Source organism: Micromonospora sp. CNZ299 (genome assembly GCF_002754415.1).
This window is the reverse complement of record NZ_PEFG01000001.1, coordinates 5275002-5301731: the sequence shown is the minus strand read 5'-3', so window position 1 is coordinate 5301731 and position 26730 is coordinate 5275002. Positions and strand designations below refer to the sequence as shown.

Below are 26730 nucleotides of genomic sequence, written 5' to 3'. Positions count from 1 at the left end.
GTACCGACGGGGCCGGAGCCGGCATGGCTCCGGCCCCGTCGGCTGTGGAACGGTCAACGGATCCAATCCGCGCGGGAACGCTGCCGGCCGACCGTGGCCGCGACGAACCCTCATGTCCGCTCCGCTGCATTAGGCGAAAAGTCTCTTTCGTGGTTATTTGGTGGGTTACTGTCGTGCCTGGCCGTCTTGGTGTGCGAAGCGGGCCGACAGGCTCTGTCGTCCAAGGAGTTCCAGGTGGACCTGCCAGTTACTACCGTCGGGGTCGACCCGGCGACCGACCTGACGCCCCGGCGTGTTCTTGTCACGGGAGGTGCCGGCTTCATCGGAAGCCACGTGGTCGCCCGGCTGATGCTGATGGGCAGCCAGGTCCGGGTGCTCGACAACTTCTCCACCGGCCGGCTCGAGAATCTGGCGGACGCCGTGTGCGGCGGTCTGACCGATGCGGACGTCGTCTCCGGTGACATCCGTACGCCGGAGGGTGTCGAGGTCATCCACCAGTGGCGGCCGGACGTCGTGGTGCACCTCGCCGCGCAGGCGAACGCTCCGGTGGGTCGCCGCTCACCGCTGTACGACGCCGACGTGAACGTCTTCGGCACCGCCAACGTGTTGGACGCGTGCGCCCGCAGCGGCGTACGACTGGTGGTCAATGCGGCCGGCAGCGCCATCTTCGGCAGCGTCCCCGCCCACGACCTGCCGGTCCGCGAGGACCACCCGATCGCACCGGTGGACCCGTACGGCATCAGCAAGGCCGCCGGCGTGCACTATCTCGACTGGTACGGACGCCAGCACGGCCTGTCGTACACGTCGATGGTCTTCGGCAATGTCTTCGGGTCCCGGCAGGAGGGCGGCGACTACGGCGTCGTGTCCCTGATGGTGGATGCCCTGCTCGGTGACCGCCAGGCGGTGATCTACGACGACGGCACGCAGACCCGGGACTTCATCCACGTCAGCGACGTCGCAGAGGCGGTGGCCGTCGCCTGCCACCACAGCGGGGTGGGGATGGTCAACATCGGTTCCGGCCGGCAGACGAGCATCAACGACGTGTACGACACCGTCCGGGAGGCGTCCGGTGTCGACAACACGGCCCGCTACGAGCCGTTGCCCTGGCCGGGCGAGGTGCGCAACATGGCGCTGGACACCAGGAAGGCGCGCGAGCTGCTCGGTTGGCGGCCGAAGCTCGGCTTCACCGAGGGCGTACGGATGACGGTGCGCGACGCCCGCCGTTGGCAGGCCGGCAGCCGGATCCTGTCCCCGGTACGCGCCCTGGACCAGGCCCTGATCCACTGATGACCCAACGTGAAATTCCCGTCATCTGATCTGGAATTCCATCGATCAGTCTAACTCTTGCGGGTCGGCATCCACTGCTGCCACGATGGCCGTCAATGCCTTCCGTCCCGAAGGAGTGGTCGTCATGGCGGTCTCCCGCCGCAGGTTCGTCACGTCCGTGATGGCGGGGTCCGCCCTCGCCGCCGCCTCCAGCACCGAGCTGCTCACCACCCTGGCCAGCCCCGCCTCCGCCGCCAGTCCTCCCGGGGACGTGGTCGGCAAGGTGACTGTCGGCTACCAGGGCTGGTTCAGCGCCCCCGGTGACTCGGCGCCGATCGGCGGTTGGTGGCACTGGAGCCGCGACCGTTTCCAGCCGCCCTCGCCCGCCAACACCACCATCGTGTCCTGGCCGGACATGCGCGAGTACACGCGCACCTATCCCACCGCGTACCCCAACCTGGGCAACGGCCAGCCGGCCACCCTGTTCTCCTCCTACGACCAGCAGACGGTGGACACCCACTTCCGGTGGATGCAGGAGTATGGCTGCGACACCGCCGCGTTGCAGCGGTTCAACCCGACGGGCGACGAGGGGCCGACCCGCGACGCGATGACGCAGAAGGTCCGCTCCGCCGCCGAGCGCTACGGCCGCAAGTTCTACATCATGTACGACGTCACCGACTGGTTGACCTTCCAGTCGGACATCAAGACCGACTGGACGACGAAGATGTCGCCGCACGTCGCGTCCTCCGCGTACGCCCGGCAGAACGGCAAGCCGGTCGTGTGCATCTGGGGCTTCGGTTTCAGCGAGCCCAGCCGACCGTTCACCCCCGGGCCCTGCCTGGAGGTCATCAACTGGTTCAAGGCGCAGGGCTGCTACGTCATCGGTGGCGTGCCCACCTGGTGGCGGCAGGGCATCGAGGACTCCCGTCCGGGCTTCCTCGACGTCTACCACGCGTTCAACGCGATCTCGCCGTGGATGGTCTACCGGGCCAGGACCGTGGAGGAACTCGACTCCTACTACAACAACGTCAACGTCGGCGACATGGCCGACTGCGCGGCACGCGGCATCGACTACCTGCCCTGCGTGATGCCCGGGGACCTCGCCGGTGGTCACCGCAAGCATGGCGACTTCTACTGGCGGCACATCTACAACATGGTCCGACTCGGGTCCCAGGGTCTCTACGTGTCCATGTACGACGAGTACAACGAGGGCAACCAGATCGCGAAGACCTCCGAGACCCAGGCCACCGCCCCGGCCGGCGCGAACATCCGCGCCCTGGACGAGGACGGCGTGGCCTGCTCCTCCGACTACTACCTGCGGATCACGGCCGACGGCGGCCGGATGCTCAAGGGGCAGCTGGCGCTCACCGCGGTCCGTCCCACGCCACCGATGCTCGGCACGCCGCCACCGACCGGCGGGAACCTGGCCGCCGGCCGGCCCACCTCGGCGAGCAGCCAGGCTGGCGGGTTCCCGGCGTCGAACGCGGTGGACTCGAACGTCGGCAGCTACTGGGAGAGCAGCGGCGGCGCCTTCCCACACTGGTGGCAGGTCGACCTCGGCGCCAGTCACGAGGTCAATCGACTGGTGCTGCGGCTGCCCGCCGGATGGGGCGCGCGTACCCAGACCATCACCGTGCAGGGCAGCGTCGACGGCAGCTCCTTCGCCACCATCACCCCGGCCGCCGGGTTCGCCTTCGACCCGGCGACCGGCAACACCGTCACCCGCACGCTGCCGACCACGACCGCCCGCTACGTCCGCATCAGCGTCGGCGGCAACACCGGCTGGCCGGCCGCCCAACTCGCCCAGGTCGAGGTGTACGCGGGAACCACCACGCCGGACAACCCGCCGACCGCGCCGAGCGGCCTGACGGTCACCGGCAAGACGTCGACCAGCGTGTCGCTGGCGTGGACGGCGTCGACCGACGACACCGGCGTGACCGGTTACCAGGTGCGCCAGGGCGGCACTGTCGTCGCCACCGTCACGGGCACCACGGCAACCGTGAGCGGGCTCAACCCGTCCACCGCGTACACCTTCACGGTCACGGCGCGCGACGCCGCCGGCAACACCTCCAGCGCGTCAAACACGGTCACCGTGACCACGGACGCCCCGACCAACGCGGACCTCGCCCGGGGCCGATCCACCAGCGAGAGCAGCCACGTCCAGAGTTGCGGGTCGGGCAACGTGGTCGACGGCGACCCGAACAGCTACTGGGAGAGCGCGAACAACGCGTTCCCGCAGTGGGTCCAGGTCGACCTCGGTGCGACGCGCACGGTCGGGCGGGTGGTGCTCAAGCTGCCCCCGGCCACCGCCTGGGCCAGCCGCACGCAGACCCTGGCCGTGCAGGGCAGCACCGACGGCGGCAGCTTCAGCACACTGGCCGGCTCGGTCGGGCGGACCTTCAACCCGGCCACCGGCAACCAGGTGAGCATCACCTTCACCGCCGCGCAGACCGGGTACGTGCGCATCACGGTCACCGGCAACACCGGCTGGCCGGCCGGGCAACTGTCGACCCTGGAGGTCTACCAGAGCTGAGCCGACGAGCAGGGGCGACCGCCGGGGGAGCGGCGGTCGTCCGCTCGTGTCGCCCGGCTCGGGTCCTCAGTGAACGAGTCCGCAGTCCCGCCGTCGAATGTGGGGCGGTGCTGTCGTCTGGCCGGGCGGCCTGTCCAGCATTCGGCCTAAGCCTTCCGCCTGTCGGGACGACGGCGATGATCGACTCGGGTTCCTTGAAGTCGGGGTATCCAGGTCGCGGGGACACCCCGATTTCAGCAAACCCGTGTTGATCTCGGCGGTCCGACGCCGCGCGTGCCGCCGCTTGCAGGGTCAGCCCGCCGGGCATGGGTCAGGCCGGCGGGCAGGGTCAACCGACGGGCAGGGGGTCAGCAGAACCAGCCGTCCTGCACCCAGCCGCGGCGGTTGATGTGCCCGAAGGCGAAGCCGTAGACGTAGCCACCGCTGCGGGGGCCTTCGACCAGGAACGTCTGACCCTGGTAGAGGGTGCCCATCCAGGCGCCGACGGGCTGGGTGCGGACGAACAGGTCGCTCGCGCACACCGTCTCCCGTTCCCCGATGGTGCCGTTGGCGGCCTGCGCGGGGGACGGCAGGGCCACGGTGGCGGCGACGATCCCTGCAAGCAGGCCGGCGAGGGCGCGACGTCTGATCACCATGAGTCGTACCCGCCGATGCACTCGGCGCGCAGGTAGCCCCAGTCGTTGGGGCCGAAGTCGAACGATGCCGCCCACCCGTTGTAGACCGGGTGCGCGCCCGGCGTGTGACCGATCTTGTTGCCGTAGGCGAGGGTGCGCTTGAGGCCGGTCGGGCCGCCGGCGGAGTCGTAGTTGGCGTAGAAGCTGGCGCTCTGGCACACCACGACGGCGTGCCGGGGCACCACCGGGTCGGCGTGGGCCGGTGTGGCACTCAGTGCGGCCGTTGCTGACCCGAGGGCCAACGCGGCGACGGTGGTGCGGATTCGTCGGGGCATGCCCACCTCCCGTACGCCGAAACTTTCCTACCTTCGACCCTATCGAGAGCGTCGATATCTGTCGATGGCTGCAGGGGTTGCTGTGCTTTCGGCGGCCGGCATATCCGCCGACCCGGCGGGAAAGCGCGCTGACGTCCGACAGCCCGATACCGGAGCAGGAGACAAACATGCCTTTCATCACCGTGGGAACGGAAAACTCCGCGCCCATCGACCTGTACTACGAGGACCACGGTTCCGGTAAGCCGGTGGTGCTGATCCACGGCTTCCCGTTCAACGGGGCGACCTGGGAGAAGGTGACCACCCAGCTGCTCAACGCCGGATACCGGACGATCACCTACGATCGACGCGGTAACGGCAACTCCGCCCAGCCGACCTTCGGGTACGACTACAACACGTTCGCGGCGGACCTGGACGTGTTGACGTCCGAGCTGGACCTCAACGAGGTGACCCTGATCGGTCACTCGATGGGCACCGGCGAGGTGGTCCGCTACCTGGGCAACTACGGCTCGCGCCGGGTGAGCCGGGCAGTGCTGCTCAGCCCGCTGCAACCGATGCTGGCCAAGGCCAACGACAATCCTGAGGGCGTCGATCGGAGCCTCTTCAAGGGCTTCCAGGACGCCATCATCAAGGACCGCTTCGCGTACCTGACGTCCTTCTGTGACGCGTTCTTCAACCCGGATCAGAACATGGGCAAGCGGGTCAGCGAGGAGGCGTACCGGGCGCACTGGCAGATCGGCGCGATGGCGTCCGGCAAGGCCACCCACGACAGCGTGGACGCCTGGCAGGAGGACTTCCGTCCGGACCTGCCGAAGATCGACATTCCGGTGCTGATCGTGCAGGGTGACCAGGACCGGGTGCTGCCCTACCCGGTGACCGGTCAGCGGCTCGGGCCGATGATGCCGACCGGCCAGCTCATCACGCTCAAGGGCGCGCCGCACGGCATCCCGTGGACCCACGCTGACGAGGTCAACAAGGCGATCATGGACTTCATGAAGCAGCCGGCCAAGGCTCGCGCCTGACCCGTACCGGTAGCCGATCGGACGCCAGCGCCGTGAGGCGCCGCGACACCCGGCCCACGGTTCGCACCGGGGCCGGGTGTCGTCGTCGGTCAGGCCCGCCGGGCCACCACAGCGCCGTTGGCACCGGGGGCGTCGAACGGCACGGTACGCACGTCGACGAAACCGGCATCGGTGAGCCAGGCGGCGTACTCGGCGCCCGAGTAGTTGCGGCCACCCTCGGTCTCGACCAGCATGTTCATCCCCATCAGCGCGGCCTCCGGCGGGCCGGTCCGCTCGTCGTTGAGCAGGAGTTCGCAGACGACGATCGCCCCGCCGGGCGGCAGCGCCGCGTGGCACCGGGCCAGCAGCGCCCGGTTCGTCGGCTCGTCCCAGTCGTGCAGGATCATGCTGAGCAGGATGACGTCGTGCCCGTCCGGCAGCGCCGGGTCGGCGAGGAAGTCGCCGCCCACCGCGTCGATCCGCTCGGTCAGGCCGGCCTCCGCGATCCGCTCCCGTGCCCGTACGCAGACGTGCGGCAGATCCAGGACGGTGGCCCGCAACTCGGGCAGGCGGCGGCAGAACTCGATCGGGAACGCCCCGGCCCCGCCCCCGACGTCGAGCAGGCGGCGGTGCGCGGAGAAGTCGTACGCGTCGGCCAACGCGGCGGCGGTGAAGCTGGACGTGGAGAACATCGCGTCCCAGAACTGCGTCAGCATCTCCGGGTCGGCGGTGTCGAACATCGACTGCTGTGCCTCCGGGTCCCAGGTCAACGGCCGATCCGTGCGCAGGGCCTCGCCGATGCGGTGCCAGGGCAGGTAGGTGCGCAGGTCGGAGTAACGGATCTGCGCACCGAAGTAGTACGGGCGACCCTCGACCAGGAACTGCTCGGCCAACTCGGAGTTGCGGTAACCGTCGCCGGCCTTCTCCAGCAGGCCGAGCGAGGCACTGGCGGCCAGCAACAGGTCCGCGGGCCGGTCGGGCAGCCCGAACTCGGCGGCGGCCTGCTCGACGGTCATCGTCCGACCCCCGGCGAGCCGGGTGAACAGACCGAGTTCGACGCCGGCCGCGAGGGTCTTGAACCCCCACACACCGGCCACCAGACGCATGAGGGGAGTCGGAGTGATCATGCCGTCATGAGACCACAGATCGGCTCCGTCCACGATGGGCAGTCGGTCGACGGTCAGGCCCGCACTCTCGCACTCCCACGGGTCACTTATCGGACCTCGGCCGGCACCCGGTGTTCGTCACCAACCGGCTCCGGCCAAGTATCGGGCCGATCCGGGTCGAACAGCTCATTGGTCCAGAAGAGGGTGAGCAGCTCGTCCGGGCCGGTGTTGGTGATGTTATGCGCCCACATGGTCGGCATGTCGATCACGACCGGTTCGTCGCCACTGGCTAGGAACCGGACGACCTCGGTGTCGCCGATCCGGCGCAGGCTGATCTCGGCGGTGCCACGCAGCACCGCGAACCGCTCCACCTTGGCCAGGTGGAAGTGCTCGCCCCGGGTGGCGCCCGGCCGGGTGGTGGACCAGAACGTCTGCCCCGCTCCTCCGTGCGTCTTCACGGCCTCGACCAGGGCGCCCCGGGCGTCCGCCCGGGTGGGCAGGGCGAGCGGGTAGTGCGCTGGGAAGCAGTGCGACCGGTAGGTGTTGAACAGCCGCACGTCGTGCCGGTCGCGCAACGGCGGGATCTCGCCGGTGCGATAGATGCCGGCGTACGAGGCAAGCTGGTCGGCGAGATCGCGGACCCCGACCCGTAGGGCCGGCATCTCGGGGTCCCAGGGGCCGCCCGTCGCCACCCCGATCAGCCGGGCCGCCGCGTCGGTGACATGCACCAGGTCCATCTCGCGGTCCGCGTGCACCTCTGGCCGGCCGCTCTCGGCGAGCAACCGGCAGAAGGTGGCGACCACCGAGTTGTACCAGGGCCTTCCGTGTTCGCCGTACAGGTTGGGCAGCAGCAGGTCGTCCAGGGGCACGCCGGTGTCCGCGAGGATGTCGGCGGCGGTGGCCTTGGCGTCGCCGTACGGGGTGCCGTTGCCAGCCTGCACGGAGTTGGCGAAGACCAGCCCGCCGGGCGGGTTCGGGCAGGCCAGCAGACCCTTGGCAAGCTGGGCGGCGAGCTGGACATTGCCAGCGGCCACGTCGGCGGGGTCGCCACGGTTGACCCCGGCCAGGTGCAGCACCCGGTCCGCTCTGGCTACCTTGCGGGCGACCACTGCGGGGTCGGTGAGGTCGGAGCGGGTCAGCACGATCGGCTCGGGCCAGCCGAGCGCATGCAGCAGGACCCGCACGTGCCAGCCGAGGAAGCCACCGGCGCCGGTGACGGCCAGGCTCAGCACACGAGCACCTCATCACGTACCTGGACGAGCAGTCGTCGAGCCGTGGTCCGCGCGAGGCATCGGGTCCCGCCGGTGATCACCACTCGGCGGCACGCGGTAGTCGCCCTCATTGGTTCTCCCGTTCGTTACCCGCCAGCCCGGACGTAGTGCTGCACAATGCCGCGCGGACGCCGATCTCCGCTGGCGGGCGAAAGCCCCACCGGATGCGACACAAGGGTCAACGAAGGGCAGGAAGCGCGGATACGAGCTCCGCCGAACACTCCAAACGAGACCAGACGGTGCAGAAGCCACCAGGCAGCGACGGCGCTCGGCGTGGCCCGCTGACGGGCCGACCTGCGGCTAGACGGGTCGGCCGGCGCTCCGCTGGCCGACCCGCCGCGCGACGAGACTCACGGCCGTGCTGCCGGCCGCCATCCCGACCAGCACCAGCACCGCCCCGACGGCCCACAGGCCGGTGTCGTCGGTGGACGCGGCCCGCCACCCCCACGCCGCCGTGAAGGCGACCGTCATCACCGTCGCCACCAGCCACGGGCTGAGTCGCGTGGCGGCGAGCGCGGCCAGCAGGACGAGCGTCAGCACGCAGCCGACCACCTGCCACGCCTCGTACGGGCCGCTGCTCGCGCCGGTCTCCGCATCGACCGTGTAGTCGGTGTCCCAGCCCAGCCAGAGCAGCCACGTCCCGACCGTGGCCGCCGCCAGGAACAGAACACCGAGCAGTGCGCGGGTACCCCTTGTCGCCGTCATCCGGCGATCATGCCCTGGGTCGTACGCGAGGGGAATGAGCACCGGCACCCAGAAGTGGGCCGGCGCGAACCCGGATCGACTGTTGCCCCGGCCGGTGGTGATCCTCTACGGTCGGCTCAGCGGTGGGCGGTGCGGTCCGCATCCGACCGAGACACCGCCGGTTGCCCGTCACGCGGGCCGGGATGGTGGAGTCCCGGGTCGCCCCGCCGGCGGGGACTCGGCGGTCGTGTGACTCCAGCTCGTACCCCGGGTGTCTGCTGCCCGGCGCGCGGCCCCCTGCGGGGCCGACGGCGAGCCGGGCACGCCCACCCCACCGGGAGAAGCCCGTGTTTCTCAGCCCGCACGAGCAGGACCGCCTGCTCGTCCACGTCGCGGCCGATGTCGCCCGCGCCCGCCGCGAGCGCGGCCTGCGCCTCAACTATCCCGAAGCCGTCGCGGTGATCACCGCGTTCCTGCTCGAAGGGGCCCGCGACGGCCGGTCCGTCGTCGACCTGATGTCGGCCGGCCGGAGCGTGCTGGGCCGCGACGACGTCCAGGACGGCATCCCCGAGCTGCTGAGGGAGGTGCAGGTGGAGGCGACCTTCCCGGACGGCACCAAGCTCGTGACGGTGCACCACCCGATCCCGTGATCCCTGGGGAGATCCTGCCGGCAACCGGCCCGGTCGAGATCAACGCGGGCCGCCCGGTGACCACGCTGCTCGTGGTCAACACCGCCGACCGGCCGGTGCAGGTGGGCTCGCACTACCACTTCGCCGAGGCCAACCCGGCCCTGGCGTTCGACCGGGACGTCGCCTGGGGGCAGCGGCTCGCCGTGCCGGCGGGCACCTCGGTCCGGTTCGAGCCGGGCATCAGCCGCAGCGTCGACCTCGTCCCGTTCGGCGGCGCGCGCGTCGTGCCGGGGCTGCGTGGCGCGTGTGCGGGCCCACTGGACCCGCCGACGGCCGACGGGTCACCGGAGTGAGCGCCGTGCGGCGGGACCGCTACATCGACCTGTACGGGCCGACGACCGGCGACCGGATCCGGCTGGCCGACACCAACCTGCTCATCGAGGTGGAGATCGACCACTGCGTCGGTGGTGACGAGGCGGTCTTCGGCGGCGGGAAGGTGATCCGCGAGTCGATGGGGCAGTCGCGGGCCAGCCGCGCCGAGGGGGCACTGGACACGGTCATCACCGGCGCCGTGGTGCTCGACCACTGGGGAGTGGTCAAGGCCGACGTGGGGCTGCGCGACGGGCGCATCGTGGCGCTCGGCCGGGCCGGCAACCCGGACACCATGCCCGGCGTCCACCCCGACCTGGTCATCGGCCCGTCCACCGAGGTGATCGCCGGCAACGGGCGGATCCTCACCGCCGGCGCGGTCGACACCCACGTGCACTTCATCTGCCCGCAGATCGTCACCGAGGCCCTGGCCAGCGGCGTCACCACGTTGGTGGGTGGCGGCACCGGCCCGGCCGAGGGAACCCGGGCGACCACTGTCACCCCGAACGGCTGGCACCTGGCCCGGATGCACGAGGCGCTGGACACCATGCCGGTCAACGTGCTGCTGCTCGGCAAGGGCAACACCGTCTCCAGCGAGGCACTCTGGGAACAGTTGCGCGCCGGTGCGGGCGGTTTCAAGCTGCACGAGGACTGGGGCACCACACCGGCGGCGATCGACGCCTGCCTGCGGGTGGCCGACCAGTCCGGGGTCCAGGTGTCGATCCACACCGACACGCTCAACGAGGCTGGTTTCGTCGCCGACACCCTGCGCGCGATCGGCGGGCGGGCCATCCACTCGTACCACACCGAGGGTGCCGGCGGCGGGCACGCACCGGACATCATCACTGTGGCCAGTGAACCGAACGTGCTGCCGTCGTCGACCAACCCGACCCGCCCGTACACCGCCAACACCCTCGCCGAGCACCTGGACATGTTGATGGTCTGCCACCATCTCAACCCGTCCGTGCCGGAGGACCTGGCCTTCGCCGAGAGCCGGATCCGACCGTCCACGATGGCCGCCGAGGACCTGCTGCACGACCTTGGAGCGATCTCCATCATCGGCTCCGACGCGCAGGCGATGGGCCGGGTCGGCGAGGTGATCCTGCGGACCTGGCAGAGCGCGCACGTGATGAAGGAGCGGGTGGGCGCGCTGCCGGGCGACGGGGCCGCCGACAACCACCGGGCCCGACGGTACGTGGCGAAGTACACCATCTGCGCGGCGATGGCCAACGGGCTGGAGCACGAGGTCGGCTCGGTCGAACCCGGCAAGCTCGCCGACCTGGTGCTCTGGGACCCGGCGTTCTTCGGCGTACGACCGCACCTGGTGCTCAAGGGCGGCATGATCGCGTACGCCCAGATGGGTGACGCGAACGCCTCGATCCCGACGCCGCAGCCGATGCTGCCGCGGCCGATGTTCGGGGCGTACGGTGCCGCGGCGGCCGCCACCAGTCTGGCGTTCGTGGCCCCGGCGGCCCTGGACGCCGGGCTTCGGCTGGACGTGCGCCGCCGGGTGGTGCCGGTGAGCGACGTGCGGTCGCGGGGCAAGGCCGACCTGCCGGAGAACAACGCGATGCCGCGCATCGAGGTGGACCCGGACACCTTCACGGTGCGGATCGACGGTGTGGTGGTCGAACCGGACCCGGTGACCCGGCTGCCCATGGCCCAGCGGTACTTCCTGTTCTGATGGCCATGCCGAGCCTGCTGTTGCTGTTGGCCGACGGACGCTTCCCGGCCGGGGCGCACGCGCACTCCGGCGGTCTGGAGGCGGCCGTCGCCGCCGGCCGGGTCACCGACCTGGCCTCGTTGGAGGCGTTCCTGGCCGGACGGTTGGCGACCGCTGGGCTGGTCGGTGCGGCGTTCGCGGCGGCCGCACACCGGGCCGCGATGCCCGGGACCGTCGGCGCGGGCGAATCTGCCGGGACCGCCACGCTGGCAACCACGCTGGCCCAGCTCGACGTGGAGCTGGACGCGCGTACCGCGGCGCCGACGTTGCGGACGATCTCCCGCAGGCAGGGCCGAGCGCTGCTGCGGGCCGGGCGGGCCATCTGGCCGGACGCTCCGTTCGGCGATCTGCCCACGACGCCCGGCGGCGCACACCAGCCGCTGGTGCTCGGGCTGCTCTGCGCCGCGGCGGGGTTGTCCCGTCTCGACACCGCCACTGTCGCCGCCTACGGGACGGTGACCGGGGCGGCCAGCGCTGGCGTACGCCTGCTCGGCCTCGACCCTTACCAGGTCCAGGCCCTGCTGGTCGGCCTGGCCGACGCCTGCGACGGCACTGCTGCCGACGCGGCCCGCACCGCCGACGGCCCACCGGAGCGGCTGCCCGCCGCCGCCGCTCCACTCGCCGACATCCATGCCGAAATCCATGCCACCTGGGAGGTGCGTCTCTTTGCGTCCTGAGACTGTTGTGCCGAGCGCTGCGCCCGTCGACCCGACCACGCCACCACCGACCGCCCCGCCGCACGACGAGACCGTCCCGCACACCCATCCCGAGCCGGGGGTCGACCCGCACCCTCCACTGGCCCGCGCCGGTCGTGCCCTGCGGGTCGGCATCGGCGGCCCGGTCGGGTCCGGCAAGACGGCCCTGGTGGCCGCGCTCTGCCGAGCCTTCGCCGACGAGTTGCGGCTCGGCGTGGTGACCAACGACATCTACACCACCGAGGACGCCGACTTCCTGCGGCGGGCCGGAGTGCTGGACCCGGCCCGGATCCGGGCGGTGGAGACCGGCTGCTGCCCGCACACCGCGATCCGCGACGACATCGGCGCCAATCTGGACGCCGTCGATGAACTGGCCGAGGCGGTCGGCCCGTTGGACCTGGTCCTCGTGGAGAGCGGAGGAGACAACCTGACCGCGACCTTCAGCCGGGGCCTGGTCGACCGGCAGATCTTCGTGGTCGACGTGGCGGGCGGGGACAAGGTGCCCCGCAAGGGCGGCCCGGGGGTCACCGCCGCCGACCTCCTCGTGATCAACAAGACCGACCTGGCGTCGATGGTGGGCGCGGACCTCGCCGTGATGGACCGTGACGCGCGGGCTCGGCGCGGCGACCTTCCGACCCTCTTCCTGTCCATTGTGGGAGACCCGACGGCGAGCCGGGTCGCCGACTGGATCCGGCACGAGCTGGCCCACCACGCGGCCCTGCACCCGCTCGCCGTACCGGCCGGACCGGTCTGATGCGGGCGCTCGCCCGGCTGGTCGCCCGGGCCGACGGCCGGGGTGGCACGGTCCTGGTCGAGCTGCACGGCGAGACGCCGCTCCTGCTGCGCCAGACCCCGGCCGACGGTGGTGTCGCCACGGTGCACCTCGTCGGCGGGGCGGCCGGCCCGCTGGCCGGCGACGACCTGCGGTTGGAGATCGAAGTGGGACCGAGCGCCGCGGTGCGGGTGCACACGGTGGCGGCGTCGATCGCCCTGCCGGGACGGCCGGGCGCGGTGTCCCGGATGGCGGTGTCGGCGGTGGTGCACGCCGGTGCCACGCTGCACTGGCTCCCCGAACAACTGGTCGCGGCGGCCGGCTGCGCGCACCTCGCCGAGTCCCGCGTCGCGGTGGCCGCCGGGGCGAGCCTGCGCTGGCGCGACGAGCTGATCTGTGGCCGGTACGGCGAGGCGCCGGGCGGTGCCGTCGTGCACACGCAGGTCGACTACGCGGGCCGGCCGCTGCTGCGCCAGTCCCTGGCGGTGGGGCCGCGCGCACCCGGCTGGGCCGGCCCCGCCGTGCTCGGCGGCGCACCGGCCACCGGCTCGCTGCTGGTGGTCGACCCGTCGCGGCCCGCCGAACCGGCCGCGGTCGACGGGACCGTCGCCCGACTGCCGCTGGCCGGGGGGCCCGCGACACTGTGGACCGCCACCGCTCCCGACGCGCACACCCTGCGCGCCCACCTCACCGTGTGACGCGAGCGCCCACTCGACCCCGGCACGTCGTCGGCTCTCGTGTTCGCCCATCCCGGCCCGGGACGGGTCTGCGGACCATATCCTCGGAAGGCCATGCCAACCGGGGCGACTGCCGTTCCGCGACGGCTCACAGGAGGCCGTGATGAGTGCGAAAGATCGGCCCGAGGGCATCAGTCCGACGGCGGTGGAGGCGGCGCCGGGGCTGTGGCGTGTCGATCTCCAGAAGCACGACCTCAGCATCCCGGGACGTGAGGTCGTCCAGAGTCGGGTGGAGTTCACACCGGACTCGCCGCCGTTCAAGCACTTCCACCCGGGCGAAGAGATCATCTGCGTGCTCCAGGGGTCTCTGGAGTACACGCTCGATGGTCAGTCGCCGATGGTGTGCAACGTCGGAGACGCGCTGACCGTGCCGTACGGCGTCCACCACCAGGCCCGCAACGTCGGCGACGGCGTCGCCGTCGAACTGGCCACGTACGTCGTGGAGAAGGGCAAGCCACTTCTCACCAGAGTCGACTGAGCCTCGTCAGCGGTGTGGGCCGATCGCGTCGACGCGGCGGCGGGCCGGGTCGAGACGACCGATCAGGTCGGCGAGCTGAACGGTCAGATCGTCGACCTGTGGCATGCCCAGCTCGGCGAGGTTGGCCCGGACCCGCTCATCGAGACGGTCGTGCTCGCGACGGCCGCGGGCCGTGAGGTAGGCGCGGATCCGCCGACGGTCCATCGGGTCTATCCGGCGGAAGACGAGGTTACGGTCGACGAGCTGGTCGACCAGTTTGGTGAGGGTGCCGGGAGGCAGCGACGCCTCGGCGGAAACCTCGCTCATCGGGTGGCCCTGGCCGTCGGCGAGCAGGCAGAGCACCCGCCATGCCTCGATGCTCAGCGCGTCCTCGGCAAGGACAGCGCCCAGCCGGCGAGAGAGCAGCCGTTCGGCGCGGGTGAGCGAGCGCAGCAGGTCGGCTGGCGCCCCGGGCACGTCTGACATGGAACTCCCTGGTCCGGTGGCCCTGTCATGGTAGCGAGTGTCCCGGTCCGTGGTGAGTCCTGGCCTTCGGTCGCGGGCCGGGCAATCATGTGCTCATGTCCGCGCCGGCACCGCCGTGGCTGACCGTCGACCGTGCCGTGGTCAGCATCGCGTTGGTCTACCCGATGCGCGGGCCGGCCGGCATGTTCGGCCCCACCTGCGAGCTGTGCGCGCAGCTCGCGGTCGAGGAGATCAACCGATGTGGTGGTGTGCTGGGCCGGGAGGTGCGGCTGGTGCCGGTCGACGGCGGCGCACCGCCGGCCGAGGTGGCCGCCGAGGTCGAGGCGTTGGTGTCGGTGGGGGCGGTGCAGGGGGTGACGGGGTGGCACATCTCGTCGGTGCGCCAGGCGCTGGCGCCACGCGTCGCGCACCGGGTGCCGTACGTCTACACCGCACTCTACGAGGGCGGTGAACGCACCGAGGGGGTCTTCCTGACCAGCGAGACGCCGGATGCCCAACTGTGGCCCGCGATGCGGCTGCTCGCGGAAGAGCAGGGGGTGCGTCGCTGGTTCGTGGTCGGCAACGACTACGTGTGGCCACGCCGAACCGCGCGGGCGGCCCAGCGGTACGCGTTGCGCGGTGGTGGGCAGGTGGTGGGCCTGCACTTCCTGCCGTTGGACGCGCACGACTTCACCGAGGTGCTGCGCCGCATCGAGCACAGTGACGCCGACGGGGTGCTGATGCTGCTTGTCGGTGCGGACGCGGTGCGGTTCAACCGGGCGTTCGCCCGATCCGGCCTCGATCAGCGGTGCCTGCGGCTGAGCACGCTGATGGACGAGAACATGCTGCTCGCCAGCGGTGCCGGTGCGACCCGGCGGTTGTACAGCACGGCGGGCTTCTTCGCCGGGTTGGTCACCCAGGAGAACCTCGACTTCCACGGCGAGTTCGTCCGTCGCTTCGGGGTGGAGGCGCCGCCGTTGGGCAGCCTCGGGGAGTCCTGCTACGAGGGCGTGATGCTGCTCGCCGCGCTGATCGGCCAGGCCCGCACCCTCGACGTGCGGGCCATCGAGACGGCCGCTGACACGGTGGCCTACCAGGGGCCACGCGGACGGTTGCGGCTACGCCAACGGCACGTCCGTCAGCGCATCTACCTGGCCGAGGCCGACGGGCTCGACTTCACAGTGCTCGCCCAGCTCTGAGACCAGGGGCCGCCAGCCGGCCCGCCCGGACCCTTGACAGCGCCACCCGATCCCGTCCTAAGATGCTTCCTGCGTGAAGTATCTGGCCTCGGGTCAGATGTCACCACTGTGTCCCCACCATCGACGGAATTGCCCGTCGACCATTGTGGTGACACCAAATCTGCGTCTTTCCGAACGGCCGGCACCGTTTCCTCCCCAACGGTGCCGGCCGTTTTTTCGTGCGCGCCGGATCGACAGCGCGGAAACAGCCAATTAAGGGCCGGGAAACATGAGCGCAATCATGTCGGTCGACGCTTTCGGTGCCCATATCCGAACCGGTGCCCGAAGCGGCGTCCACCCGTCGACCTCGGCATCGCCCACGTCAGCTCCACCGGACCGCACCGACCGTCCTTTCGCCACTTGAGTGCACCGCAGGGAGAGTAGATGTCACTATTCCGGGGCCGCCGCATCCTGGCGGGCGCCATGACCCTGGTCGCCGCGGCCGCGATGACCGCGTGCGGCAGCAAGACCACCGACGAGGGTGGCGCGACAGGCGTCACCGCCGACATCTCCGGCGACACCGTCAAGGTGGGGCTGCTCAACTCGCTCTCCGGCACCATGGCGATCAGCGAGGTCACCGTCCGCGACTCCATCATGCTCGCCGTCGAGGAGATCAACGCGGCCGGTGGCGTCCTCGGTAAGAAGATCCAGCCAGTCGGCGAGGACGGCGCCTCGGACTGGCCGACCTTCGCGGAGAAGGCCGAGAAGCTTATCTCCGAGGACCGGGTCGCCGCCGTCTTCGGCTGCTGGACGTCGGCCAGTCGCAAAGCGGTCAAGCCGGTGTTCGAGAAGAACAAGGCGTTGCTGTTCTACCCGGTGCAGTACGAAGGCCTCGAACAGTCGCCCTACATCTTCTACACGGGTGCGACCACCAACCAGCAGATCGTTCCCGGGCTCGACTACCTCAAGGCGCAGGGGGCGAAGTCGGTCTATCTGGTCGGCAGCGACTACGTCTTTCCCCGCACGGCCAACAAAATCATCAAGGCGTACGCGACCGCGAACGGGATGACCGTGCTCGGTGAGGATTACGCCCCACTCGGATCCACCGAGTTCGGCACCATCGTCAACAAGGTCAAGTCGTCCGGCGCCGATGCCGTCTTCAACACACTCAACGGCGACAGCAACGTGGCCTTCTTCAAGGAATACAAGTCGGCCGGTCTGACCGCTGCGGCGATGCCGGTGGTGTCCGTCTCGATCGCCGAGGAGGAGGTCAAGGGCATCGGCACTCAGTACCTGGAGGGTCAGCTGACCGCCTGGAACTACTACCAGACCACCCCTGGGGCGGCGAACTCGAAGTTCGTGGCCGCGTACAAGGCGAAGTTCGGCGCGGACAAGCCCACCAGCGACCCGATGGAGGCCGCGTACGTCGGCGTGTACCTCTGGAAGGCCATGGTCGAGAAGGCCGGCGCCTTCGACGTGGAGAAGGTCCGCGCCGCCTCGGACGGGATCACCTTCGACGCGCCGGAGGGCCTGGTCACGGTGGACGGGAAGACCCAGCACATCGCCAAGACCGCCCGGATCGGCAAGATCGGCGCGGACGGTCTGATCACCGAGGTGTGGAACTCCGGCAAGCCGGTGCAGCCTGACCCGTACCTCAAGACCTATCCGTGGGCGAGCGGCCTGAGCTGACGACGCCGGCCCGGGCGGGCTGCGCGACGACGCGCCCCGCCCGGGCCACCCGACCAGCAGTTCGGAGTACCCACCGTGACAGTCCTCTTCGGTCAACTCTTCACCGGCATCAGCATCGGCGCGGTGCTGCTGCTCATCGCGCTCGGGCTGGCGCTGACCTTCGGCCAGATGAACGTGATCAACATGGCGCACGGTGAGTTCATCATGGCCGGGGCGTACACCACCTACGTCCTGCAGCAGAGCATCACCGGGGCCGGCTGGTCGCTGGTCGTCGCGCTACCGGTGGCGTTCGTGGTCGCCGGCACGATGGGCGCGCTGCTGGAGATGCTGCTCATCCGCCGGCTGTACGCCCGACCACTGGACACCCTGCTGGTCACCTGGGGTGTGTCGCTGATGCTGCAACAACTGGCCCGCGACGTCTTCGGTAGCCCGAACGTGCAGACCCGCGCCCCGGAGCTGCTGACCGGCAACGTGGCGCTCCCCGGCGGGTTGACCATCGCCAACAACCGGCTGTTCATCCTGGCCCTGGCGCTGGCCGCCGTCGCGGCGCTCACCCTGGCGCTGCGCCTCACCCCACTCGGGCGTCGCATCCGCGCGGTCGTGCAGAACCGCGACCTCGCGGCGGTGTCCGGCATCGCCACCTCCCGGGTCGACCGGACCACCTTCTTCGTCGGCTCCGGTCTGGCCGGGCTCGCCGGGGTGGCGCTCACCCTGCTCGGCCCGATCGGCCCGACCATGGGCACCAACCTGATCATCGACGCCTTCCTGGTCGTCGTGGTCGGCGGGATCGGCCAGCTCAAGGGCAGCGTGATCGTCGCCTTCGCCCTCGGCGTGCTCCAGGCCACCGGGGAATACCTCACCACCCTCAGCGTCGCCAAGGTGATCGTGTTCGTGGCGATCGTCGCGTTCCTCCAGTGGCGGCCACAGGGTCTGTTCACGCTGCGGACCAGGAGCCTCGCATGACAGCCGTCACCCCCGCGCCGCCCGACACCGCCCTCGACCCGGCACCCGTCAGCGCCGTACCGCCGAGCCGGCCCGCGGGCCGCTCGCGACTGCGGACGGCAGCCGGCTTCGCACTCGGCGCGGCGCTGCTGTTCGCCGTCGCGCCGCTGGTCTTGTCGGACTTCCGGCTGTCCCTGCTCGCCAAGTACCTCTGCGTCGCCATGGTTGCGGTCGGCATCGGGATCGCCTGGGGCCGGGGCGGCATGCTCACCCTCGGCCAGGGCGTCTTCTTCGGACTCGGCGGCTACGCGATGGCCATGCACCTCAAGCTCGCCGACGCGGGCCCGGCCGGGATGCCGGACTTCATGCAGCTGTATGGGCAGCTCGACGAACTGCCGCTGTGGTGGAGGCCCTTCGCCAGCCCGTGGTTCGCGCTGCCCGCGACGGTCCTGCTGCCGATGGCGGTCGCCTTCGGGCTCGGCTCGCTGGTGTTCCGCCGCCGTGTGCGCGGCGCGTACTTCGCCATCCTCAGCCAGGCCCTCGCCGCCGCGATGGTGATCCTGCTGATCGGCCAGCAGGGCACCACGGGTGGCACCAACGGGCTCACCGACATCAAGGGCTTCTTCGGCTACGACCTGGACGACCCGGTCAACCAGCGGATGGTCTACTTCATCATCGCCGGCACGCTGTTGGCGTTGCTCGCGCTGACCCGTCAACTCATCCACAGCCGCTACGGCGAGCTGCTGGTGGCGGTCCGCGACGGCGAGGAACGGGTCCGGTTCCTCGGCTACGATCCGGCCTCGGTCAAGCTGGTCGCGTACGTGGTCGCGGCCGGGATGGCCGGCCTGGCCGGGGCGCTGTTCGTGCCCGCGGTGGGCATCATCTCGCCCGCGCTGATCGGCATCGTCCCGTCGATCGAGTTCGTCATCGGCGTCGCGGTGGGTGGTCGGGCCACAGTGCTCGGGCCGGTGCTCGGCGCGGTGGCGGTGGCCTGGGCGCGTACCGCCCTCTCGGAACGGTTCCCGGGCACCTGGACGTACCTCCAGGGGTTGCTCTTCGTGGTCGTGGTGGCGTTCCTTCCCGGCGGCCTGGCGTCGCTGTGGGCGCTGGCCCGCCGTCGCGACGGCAGCACGGCACCGGCCCGGCGCGGGTGGTTGCCACTGGCCCGACGACGCGCCACGCGGGGGACGGAGGTGCCTGCGGCATGAGCGGCGACCGACTGGACGGATTGTCCGTCCGTGACGTGCGGGTCAGCTTCGACGGTTTCACCGCCGTCGACGGCGTCTCGCTGGAGGTACCCGCCGGCGACATCCGGTTCCTGATCGGGCCGAACGGCGCCGGCAAGACCACCCTGGTCGACGCGATCACCGGCCTGGTCCGGGCCACCGGCTCGGTCCGCTTCGGCGCCGACGAGCTGCTGGGCCGCCCGGTGCACCGGATCAGCCGGCTGGGCGTCGGGCGTACGTTCCAGACGTCCTCGGTCTTCGAGGAGCTGTCGGTGCTGCAGAACCTCGACATCGCGGCCGGCGCCCGGCGTGGCTGGGCGACCCTGGCCCGCCGCCGTCGCGGCGTCCCCGACGAGGTGGCCGCGGCGCTGGAGACCATCGGTCTGGCCGAACGGGCCGAGCACCTCGCCGGGACGCTCGCGCACGGGCAGAAGCAGTGGCTGGAGATCGGGATGCTGCTGGTGCAGGACGCGCGGCTGCTGCTGCTCGACGAGCCGGTCGCCGGCATGAGCCACGAGGAACGCGACGCCACCGGGGTCCTGCTGGAGACGGTGAGCCGGGACCGCACAGTCGTCGTGATCGAGCACGACATGGACTTCCTGCGCCGGTTCGCGCGCAGCGTCACAGTGCTGCACGCCGGCCGGGTGCTCAGCGAGGGCACCGTGGCGCAGGTCCAGGCGGACCCGCGCGTGCAGGAGGTCTACCTTGGCCACCCGGTCGAAGCCGGGTCGGCCCGCACCGGTCTGGAGGCATGATGCTGACGCTGCGCGGGGTGCACGCCGGGTACGGGCGCAGCCGCGTGCTGCACGGGGTCGACCTCACGGTCCCGCCCGACGGGGTCGCCGCGGTCCTCGGGCACAACGGCGCTGGCAAGAGCACAGTGCTGCGGGTCGCGGCCGGTCTGCTGCGCCCGAGCGCCGGCACCGTCGAGCTGGACGGCGAGAACATCACCCGCCTCGGGCCGCACGAGCGGGTGGCGCGGGGGATGGCGTACGTCCCGCAGGGTCAACAGTGCTTCCCGCACCTGACCGCCGCGGAGAACCTGCGGCTGGTCGCCGACGGTCGGCGCGACGGCGCGGTGGCCACCGCTGAGGTGCTGGACCTCTTTCCGGCGCTGCGCCCGCTGCTGCGACGCCGGGCCGGGCTGCTCTCCGGCGGTCAGCGCCAGCAACTGGCCATCGCCCGTGCGCTGATCACCCGGCCGAGGTTGCTGATGCTCGACGAGCCGACCGAAGGCATCCAGCCGTCGGTGGTCGCGGAGATCCAGGAACGGATCGTCGAGCTGACCCGGCAGTCTGGGTTCTGCGTGCTGCTGGTGGAGCAGCATCTGGGCTTCGCGCTGCGGGTGGCGAGCCGTTACCAGGTGCTGGAATCCGGCCGGGTCACCTCGCAGGGGGACGGTGGTGTCACTGCGGAACGGGACGTCCGGGCGGCCCTTGCCGTCTGACCCGCCGAGCCGTCTGACCCTCGGGCAGCGTGGTCGCCGGTCAGGTCGTCGGCGAGGGCCCGGTCGAGTCGCGGACGACCAGCAGGTGCCCGGTGGGACGGCGGCGGGGGCGGGTCGAGCGGGGCTTGAGGGCGAGGGTGAGCGCCGTGCGGCCCATCTCGGTCATCGGCAGGCGGATGGTGGTGAGGCTGGGCGCGAGGTCGGCCGCCACCGAGACGTCGTCGAAGCCGACGACGGACATCCGCGCGGGCACCGGCACCCGGCGGGAGCGCAACGTCGACAGCACACCCATGGCCATCGCGTCGTTGAGCGCGATGATCGCCGTCGTTGCCGGGTGCTCGTTGAGGATCTGCTCGGCGGCGGCCCGCCCGCCACCGCGGGTGAAGTCGCTGTGCACGACGACGAGGTCGGCCGGGGACCGCCCGCGCTGCCGCAGGGCCGACGACACGCCGGCCAGCCGGTCCGCGACAGTGGTGAGCCCGGCGCTGCCCGCGGCGACCGCGATCCGTTGATGGCCGAGGTCCATCAGGTGTTGGGCGAGCGCGTGACCGCCGGCCTCGTTGTCCGGCAGGACGGCGTCGATGCCGAGCGCGTGCCGTCCGATGGCGGCGGCCCGTCCGCCGTGGTCCTGGAAGGCGGCCAGCTCGGCGCGGGCGGCGGCCTCCATGCGGGGGTCGTCGTAGCCGGAACCGCTGATCAGGACGATGCCGACCCGCTGGGCGATCAGGTGCCGCAGCTGCTGCAGCTCGTAGCCGGGGTCGCGGCCGGACTGGCAGATCTGCACCAGCAGCCCCTGCTCGGCGGCGAGCTGGATGACGCCGGCGGCGATCTCGGCGAAGTACGGGTCGTCGACCTGGTGGACGATCAGCCCCACGGTTGAGCTGGCCCCGCCGGCGAGGGTGCGGGCGTACGGGTTGGCGACGTAGCCCAGCTCACGGGCAATCTGCCGGATCCGGTCGGCCACCTCGGCGCTGACCCCCTCACGGCCGGCGAGGGCGCGGGAGGCGGTCGCCAGCGAGACGGCGGCGTGTTCGGCGACGTCCACGAGGCGCGGCCGCTGGTTGGCCCTGGGCATCCGCAACCCTCCGGAAACATCCATGTCACCCGATCTATTGCGAGCGCCATTCATCGGAGCCTAGGGTACGTAAGCGCTTACGTAAGCGCTTACGTGACCGGCATCAGTCATGCCGCGAAACGAGGTGACAGCCATGTCCAGGGCCCGCCAAGCAGCCGTTTCCCTCCTGGCGATCGGCGCACTGACCGGCGCCGCCGCACCGCCCGCGCAGGCGGATCGGAGCATCTCGCACGACGTCCACCCGGCCCTGCGCGCACACCTGGTCGCCGCGTACGACTTCGACCACCCGGTGCCCGGCGATCCGGCGCTGGAACGCGACCAGGGCCGCTCCGGCACCGAGATCGAGCTGATCAACGGCGGTGCCGCCATGCGGGTGCCGGACCGCGCCTACCGGGGCAGCCGCAACGCGGTGCAGACCCGGCAGGTCGATCCGGCGGTCGCCGGCAACGACGACTGGAAGGCCGGCACCTGGTCGGCCAGCGGGGTGCGGACGTTGCGCGCCTTCAGCGCCACCGCGGGCACCACCGTGATGGGCTGGTTCAAGCTCAACATGGACAGCCCGCTGCCCAACTCCACCACCGCCGACCCCGCCGACCGCTACAACGCGATCGGGCTGGCCGGGGTGCTGACCGGCGACTCCGACGGCCACGGCGTGCGGGCCCTGCTGGAGCTGATCGACGTCGACGGGGAGCTGCGCCTGGTCGCGCTCGGGCGGCGACTCGACGGCGGCAACTCGCAGACCTTCGCCGCCAACCAGGACTGGCGCGAGCTGTTGCCCGTGGGGGAGTGGGTGCACCTCGCCGCCACCTTCGACTTCGACACCGGCGCCCTCGCCCTCTACCGCAACGGCGAGCCGGTGGACGGCTTCTACACCCGCACCGACGACCCGTGGCTGGTGTCCGGGCCGGGCCCACACCTGACCACCGCCTCCGACCCGCGCGGCATCAAGATCGGCGGGAGCTTCCCCCAGGACACCCTGGAGCGCAACCCGTGCGACTGCCGCATGGACGGCCTGATGTTCCTCGACAGCGTGGTCTCCGCGAGCGATGTGCGGAGGCAGTACCACCACCTGGCCCGCTGACCACCCTCGGCACCGTCCCACCGAGAAGGAGACACGCGTGCTCGTCCTCCACCGCCGCGCCCGAGGTGCCCGCCGACCCGCGCTGACGGCCGGCCTCACCGCCCTCGTGCTGGTCTTGTCCACACTGCTCGCGTCGCCCGCCCGGGCCGCCGACGCCGTCGACGACCCGATCCCCGAGATGCCGGTCCAGTCCCGGATCGGGCTGGTCCTCGGCGAGTACGCCAGCTTCCCGCAGTCGTACCCCACGCCGGCGCCGACCGACGCGCGGCTCATGCGGACCGCGCGGATCAACACGGTGATGGAGTTGCCCGACGGCTCCGGCCGGCGGGCGGTGCCCGACCTCAACGGCAACCTCTACCTGGTCGAGGGCGGCGTGCCGCACGTCTACCTGGACGTGGCGGCGACGTTCGCGCCGCAGTTCTTCTCCGGTCGTGGGCTGGGCCAGGGCTTCGGCTACGTCGCGTTCCACCCGGAGTTCGGGGTGAACGGCCGGTTCTACACCATTCACACCGAGTTGGCGTCGACGACGACCGCCGTCCCGGACTACGCCCAGCCCAACACGCTCTTCCACGGTGTCATCACCGAGTGGACGGCGACCGATCCGGCCGCCGCCACCTTCGCTGGTACGCACCGCGAGGTGCTGCGCATCGGCTTCGGCGGCCAGGTACACGGCATCCAGGAGATCAACTTCAACCCTACGGCCAAGCGCCACGACCGCGACTACGGCCTGCTGTACCTCGCCGTCGGCGACGGCGGCCAAGGCGCCCGCAACACCGACCCGCAGAACCTGGCGCTGCCGCACGGCAAGCTGTTGCGGATCGACCCCCGGGGCACCAACTCCGCCAACGGGCGCTACGGCATCCCACAGGGGAACCCGTTCGTCGGCCGGCCCGGCGCGCTCGGCGAGATCTACGCCGTGGGTTTCCGTGACCCGCACCGGTTCAGCTGGGACCGGGCGACCGGCCGGATGTACCTCGGACACATCGGTGAGCACGCCGTCGAGGCGATCTACGAGGTCCGCGCCGGCGACAACTTCGGCTGGAGTGAGCGCGAGGGCTCCTTCGTCTTCGACAAGGCCGCCACCAGCCCTTGCGATCGGCTGCTCCCACTGCCCGCCGACGACGACCGGTACGGCTACACGTACCCCGTCGCCGCGTACGACCATGACCCCGCACCGGGCTGGAACTGCACCGACGACGTCGGTGTCGCGGTGGCCGGCGGGTTCGTCTACCGGGGGCGCACGCTGCCCGCGCTGCGCGGCAAGTACGTCTTCGGTGACCTGGTCGACGGCCGGGTGCTCTACACCGAGGCGAACGAGATGCGCCGCGGCCACGGCCTGGCCCCGATCCACCAACTCGCGCTCTTCGACGCGGCGGGCGGTCCGGTCCGGATGCGGGGCCTCTCCGGACCCGGAGCGCCCGGCGACCCCAACCGGGTGGACCTGCGCTTCGGCACCGACGCCGTCGGTGAGCTCTACCTCGTCGCGAAGGCCAACGGGAAGATCTGGAAGGTGACCGGCACGAGGGAGTTCGCCAGCGGCGACGTCGGCGACACCACAGTGCGCCGCACCGCCGGGGCGTCGAACTGGGCACCGGTGACCCCGGCGAAGTGGCAGTTCACCCGCGACCAGGTCATCCTCGCGGAGGCCGGGGAGAGCCGGCCGGGCCCGCGCCGGCCCTTCGAGTACGCCGTGCTGACCGCCGGCCCGGCGTGGTCGTCGGCGCAGGTCGACGCCCGGGTACGCCTCGACACGCCGGTGGACGTCAGCAACCGCGACGTGATCATCGTCTTCGGCTGGCGCTCGGACACCGAGTTCTACTACGCCCACCTCTCCACCGACAACACCATCTACCCGCACAACGGCATCTTCAAGGTCGACAACGCCGACCGGGAGCGCATCGACCACCAGTGGAACGGCCGCTCCCGGGGCGCCAACCCGGCGATCACCGATGCCGACTGGCACCGCGTCCGGGTGGTGCACCTGCCGTCCACGGGTGAGATCGCCGTCTACGTCGACGGAAACCGGGACCCGCTGATGACCGCGAAGGACACCACGTTCGGCTCGGGGCGGGTGGGCTTCGGCTCGTTCGACAACGTCGGCCGGGTACGGAACCTGACCGTCACCGGCACACCGGCCTGAGCCGTGTCGCGGTGGGGACGGCGGCGAACGTGCCGCCGTCCCCACCAGGTCCTCCGTCGACCTGCCCCGGACGACCCGGTCCGCTTCGTAGACTTTCAGCCATGCCGGAGATCGTCGAGTTGCTGGCCTCGCCCGTGCACCGCTTCCTGGGCCGGCCCGCCGACGGCCCGGCCCCGGCTCCGCCCGGTGAGCTGGTCGACGTGGTCCGGATCCGGGCCGGCCTCGGCATCGTCGGCGACCGGTACTTCGGCCAGCAGGCACACCGCGACGCCAGCGTCACCGTCATCGCCCAGGAGTCGCTGCCGGTCGGCATCGGCCTGGCCGAGGTGCGGCGCAACATCCTCACCACCGGGATCGCCGTGGACGAGCTGATCGGCAGAGTGCTGGTGCTGGATTCAGGCGACGGCCCGGTCAGCCTGCGGGTCAACCGGGCGGCCCGACCGTGCGCCTGGATGGACGTCACCGTCGGCCCTGGGACGTGGAAGGCGCTGCGCACCACCGGCGGCATCCGCTGCACGCCCCTCAACGACGGCACCCTGCGCGTCGGCACGATCGACGCCGTCGTGAGCTGAGGAAAGGGCTCGACGCCAGCGGCCCGGACGCCCTCACCACCAGATCTTGGACAGGTGGTGTCGGCCAGGTTGACGGATTCGGCGAGGTGACGCCCCGGCGAGCTGCCGCGTGGTAGAACCAATCCGCACATCGGCTCGCAGGTCTCCGGGCTGCCGGAGCTTTGCCGGACAGGACCTCATCCGAACAGAGGTGGTGCAGTGAACCCCGAGCTGCGGCAGCTCATCGAGGAGCTGCGAGCCGATCTGGCCGACCAGCCGGCGAGCCTGGCGTACGCCGAGTTCGGCGAGGGCGCCGCCATCGACGTCGTGCCGGCGAGCCTCCCGGCCGACCTGCGCGATCTCCTGCTGGTGGCCGACGGCCTGCGGGCGGGTCGGCTTGAGCTGGCGTCCACGTCGACCCTCGCCGGAATCCAGTACCACCTCGACTACGTGCCGGACTTCTCCACCATCCCCGAGGACCGGGCGGGCTGGCTGGTGGTGGGCACCCGCAGCGACGAGCCGATCTTCATGGACCGTGGCACGGGAGCGATCTGGTACTTCCCGCCCAACGGCACCGAGTGGTTCATGTCCGACGCGTTCGAGGAGCTGGCCCCCGACCTCGGATCCTTCGTGGACTACTACCTGCTCGGCCCGGGCTACGCCGACCTGACCCCGGCGGACGACAGGTGGTTCGCGTTCCTCGACGAGCAGGGCCTGCTCGACGACGAAGACGAGGACCTGAGCTGA

General features: G+C 71.1%; 27 protein-coding genes. 20 read left to right on the top strand and 7 right to left on the bottom strand.

Translation table 11 applies throughout. The features are described from left to right. The first annotated feature begins 234 nt into the window (after positions 1 to 234). Together CLT68_RS24260 and CLT68_RS24255 are read left to right on the top strand one after the other, a co-directional pair. Positions 235 to 1287: an NAD-dependent epimerase/dehydratase family protein gene (locus tag CLT68_RS24260; RefSeq protein WP_158240920.1), complete on the top strand. Its 1053-nt coding sequence runs from the start codon at positions 235 to 237 to the stop codon at positions 1285 to 1287. 124 nt (positions 1288 to 1411) lie between these two features. Beyond that, complete coding sequence (locus CLT68_RS24255) at positions 1412 to 3799, top strand: galactose-binding domain-containing protein (RefSeq protein WP_099857570.1); 2388 nt, start codon at positions 1412 to 1414, stop codon at positions 3797 to 3799. A 347-nt stretch (positions 3800 to 4146) separates the two neighbouring features. Here the strand turns inward: CLT68_RS24255 and CLT68_RS24250 are convergent, their stop codons facing one another. Both CLT68_RS24250 and CLT68_RS24245 read right to left on the bottom strand, forming a co-directional pair. Beyond that, positions 4147 to 4434, bottom strand: coding sequence for a hypothetical protein (locus CLT68_RS24250; RefSeq protein ID WP_486482297.1), 288 nt, complete (start codon positions 4432 to 4434; stop codon positions 4147 to 4149). Beyond that, a complete protein-coding gene (locus CLT68_RS24245; RefSeq protein WP_099854298.1) occupies positions 4428 to 4748 on the bottom strand; it encodes a hypothetical protein in 321 nt (106 codons plus the stop codon). The genes CLT68_RS24250 and CLT68_RS24245 overlap by 7 nt, the downstream gene beginning before the upstream one ends. Before the next feature lie 167 nt (positions 4749 to 4915). Between CLT68_RS24245 and CLT68_RS24240 the strand changes: the two genes are divergently transcribed. Then, a complete protein-coding gene (locus tag CLT68_RS24240) occupies positions 4916 to 5767 on the top strand; it encodes an alpha/beta fold hydrolase (RefSeq protein ID WP_099854296.1) in 852 nt (283 codons plus the stop codon). An 89-nt stretch (positions 5768 to 5856) separates the two neighbouring features. Here the strand turns inward: CLT68_RS24240 and CLT68_RS24235 are convergent, their stop codons facing one another. The 3 genes from CLT68_RS24235 to CLT68_RS24225 all read right to left on the bottom strand — a co-directional run bounded on the left by CLT68_RS24235 (position 5857) and on the right by CLT68_RS24225 (position 8828). Continuing rightward, positions 5857 to 6873: a methyltransferase gene (locus CLT68_RS24235; RefSeq protein WP_088948590.1), complete on the bottom strand. Its 1017-nt coding sequence runs from the start codon at positions 6871 to 6873 to the stop codon at positions 5857 to 5859. 86 nt (positions 6874 to 6959) lie between these two features. Beyond that, complete coding sequence (locus tag CLT68_RS24230; RefSeq protein WP_099854294.1) at positions 6960 to 8084, bottom strand: polysaccharide biosynthesis C-terminal domain-containing protein; 1125 nt, start codon at positions 8082 to 8084, stop codon at positions 6960 to 6962. Between the two features lie 339 nt (positions 8085 to 8423). Then, a complete protein-coding gene (locus CLT68_RS24225; protein WP_099854292.1) occupies positions 8424 to 8828 on the bottom strand; it encodes a hypothetical protein in 405 nt (134 codons plus the stop codon). 326 nt (positions 8829 to 9154) lie between these two features. Here CLT68_RS24225 and CLT68_RS24215 point away from each other — a divergent pair, with 326 nt between their 5' ends. The 7 genes from CLT68_RS24215 (at position 9155) to CLT68_RS24185 (ending at position 14210) form a co-directional block, all read left to right on the top strand. Continuing rightward, positions 9155 to 9457 carry an urease subunit gamma gene (locus tag CLT68_RS24215; protein ID WP_088948581.1) on the top strand — a complete coding sequence of 101 codons (303 nt, stop codon included), beginning with the start codon at positions 9155 to 9157 and terminating at the stop codon, positions 9455 to 9457. Beyond that, the gene (locus CLT68_RS24210) at positions 9454 to 9789 is read left to right on the top strand and encodes an urease subunit beta (RefSeq protein ID WP_099854288.1); all 336 of its coding nucleotides are present in this window, start codon (positions 9454 to 9456) and stop codon (positions 9787 to 9789) included. The genes CLT68_RS24215 and CLT68_RS24210 overlap by 4 nt, the downstream gene beginning before the upstream one ends. Continuing rightward, positions 9786 to 11489, top strand: coding sequence for an urease subunit alpha (locus tag CLT68_RS24205; protein WP_099854286.1), 1704 nt, complete (start codon positions 9786 to 9788; stop codon positions 11487 to 11489). Before CLT68_RS24210 ends, CLT68_RS24205 begins: the two co-directional genes overlap by 4 nt. Further along, positions 11489 to 12205 (top strand): urease accessory UreF family protein, encoded by a 717-nt coding sequence (locus CLT68_RS24200; RefSeq protein ID WP_099854284.1) that lies wholly within the window; start codon positions 11489 to 11491, stop codon positions 12203 to 12205. The genes CLT68_RS24205 and CLT68_RS24200 overlap by 1 nt, the downstream gene beginning before the upstream one ends. After that, a complete protein-coding gene (gene ureG / locus CLT68_RS24195; protein ID WP_099854282.1) occupies positions 12195 to 12977 on the top strand; it encodes an urease accessory protein UreG in 783 nt (260 codons plus the stop codon). Before CLT68_RS24200 ends, ureG begins: the two co-directional genes overlap by 11 nt. Continuing rightward, positions 12977 to 13693 carry an urease accessory protein UreD gene (locus CLT68_RS24190; protein ID WP_099854280.1) on the top strand — a complete coding sequence of 239 codons (717 nt, stop codon included), beginning with the start codon at positions 12977 to 12979 and terminating at the stop codon, positions 13691 to 13693. Before ureG ends, CLT68_RS24190 begins: the two co-directional genes overlap by 1 nt. Positions 13694 to 13835: 142 nt before the next feature. Then, entirely contained in the window at positions 13836 to 14210 is a 375-nt protein-coding gene (locus tag CLT68_RS24185) for a cupin domain-containing protein (protein ID WP_099854278.1), read from the top strand. Between the two features lie 6 nt (positions 14211 to 14216). Here the strand turns inward: CLT68_RS24185 and CLT68_RS24180 are convergent, their stop codons facing one another. Then, positions 14217 to 14675: a MarR family winged helix-turn-helix transcriptional regulator gene (locus CLT68_RS24180; RefSeq protein WP_099854276.1), complete on the bottom strand. Its 459-nt coding sequence runs from the start codon at positions 14673 to 14675 to the stop codon at positions 14217 to 14219. A 95-nt stretch (positions 14676 to 14770) separates the two neighbouring features. Between CLT68_RS24180 and CLT68_RS24175 the strand changes: the two genes are divergently transcribed. From CLT68_RS24175 to urtE, 6 genes are all read left to right on the top strand, one after another. Next, positions 14771 to 15853, top strand: coding sequence for a substrate-binding domain-containing protein (locus tag CLT68_RS24175; RefSeq protein WP_099854274.1), 1083 nt, complete (start codon positions 14771 to 14773; stop codon positions 15851 to 15853). A gap of 423 nt (positions 15854 to 16276) precedes the next feature. Next, positions 16277 to 17521, top strand: coding sequence for an urea ABC transporter substrate-binding protein (gene urtA / locus CLT68_RS24170; RefSeq protein WP_088948573.1), 1245 nt, complete (start codon positions 16277 to 16279; stop codon positions 17519 to 17521). 75 nt (positions 17522 to 17596) lie between these two features. After that, the gene (gene urtB / locus CLT68_RS24165; RefSeq protein WP_088948572.1) at positions 17597 to 18484 is read left to right on the top strand and encodes an urea ABC transporter permease subunit UrtB; all 888 of its coding nucleotides are present in this window, start codon (positions 17597 to 17599) and stop codon (positions 18482 to 18484) included. Beyond that, positions 18481 to 19671 (top strand): urea ABC transporter permease subunit UrtC, encoded by a 1191-nt coding sequence (urtC, locus tag CLT68_RS24160; protein WP_099854272.1) that lies wholly within the window; start codon positions 18481 to 18483, stop codon positions 19669 to 19671. Before urtB ends, urtC begins: the two co-directional genes overlap by 4 nt. Continuing rightward, entirely contained in the window at positions 19668 to 20444 is a 777-nt protein-coding gene (urtD, locus tag CLT68_RS24155; RefSeq protein WP_099854270.1) for an urea ABC transporter ATP-binding protein UrtD, read from the top strand. Before urtC ends, urtD begins: the two co-directional genes overlap by 4 nt. After that, positions 20444 to 21136, top strand: coding sequence for an urea ABC transporter ATP-binding subunit UrtE (urtE, locus tag CLT68_RS24150; protein ID WP_099857567.1), 693 nt, complete (start codon positions 20444 to 20446; stop codon positions 21134 to 21136). Before urtD ends, urtE begins: the two co-directional genes overlap by 1 nt. Before the next feature lie 40 nt (positions 21137 to 21176). Here the strand turns inward: urtE and CLT68_RS24145 are convergent, their stop codons facing one another. Beyond that, a complete protein-coding gene (locus CLT68_RS24145) occupies positions 21177 to 22235 on the bottom strand; it encodes a LacI family DNA-binding transcriptional regulator (protein ID WP_486482296.1) in 1059 nt (352 codons plus the stop codon). A gap of 109 nt (positions 22236 to 22344) precedes the next feature. On the opposite strand from CLT68_RS24145, the gene CLT68_RS24140 reads away from it, so the two are divergent. From CLT68_RS24140 to CLT68_RS24125, 4 genes are all read left to right on the top strand, one after another. Next, a complete protein-coding gene (locus CLT68_RS24140; protein WP_199177133.1) occupies positions 22345 to 23292 on the top strand; it encodes a LamG-like jellyroll fold domain-containing protein in 948 nt (315 codons plus the stop codon). A 37-nt stretch (positions 23293 to 23329) separates the two neighbouring features. Continuing rightward, positions 23330 to 25432 carry a PQQ-dependent sugar dehydrogenase gene (locus tag CLT68_RS24135; protein WP_486482295.1) on the top strand — a complete coding sequence of 701 codons (2103 nt, stop codon included), beginning with the start codon at positions 23330 to 23332 and terminating at the stop codon, positions 25430 to 25432. A 101-nt stretch (positions 25433 to 25533) separates the two neighbouring features. Next, positions 25534 to 26004, top strand: a complete 471-nt coding sequence (locus CLT68_RS24130) for a molybdenum cofactor biosysynthesis protein (protein WP_099854264.1) — start codon at positions 25534 to 25536, stop codon at positions 26002 to 26004. A gap of 198 nt (positions 26005 to 26202) precedes the next feature. Then, entirely contained in the window at positions 26203 to 26730 is a 528-nt protein-coding gene (locus CLT68_RS24125; RefSeq protein ID WP_099854262.1) for an SUKH-4 family immunity protein, read from the top strand.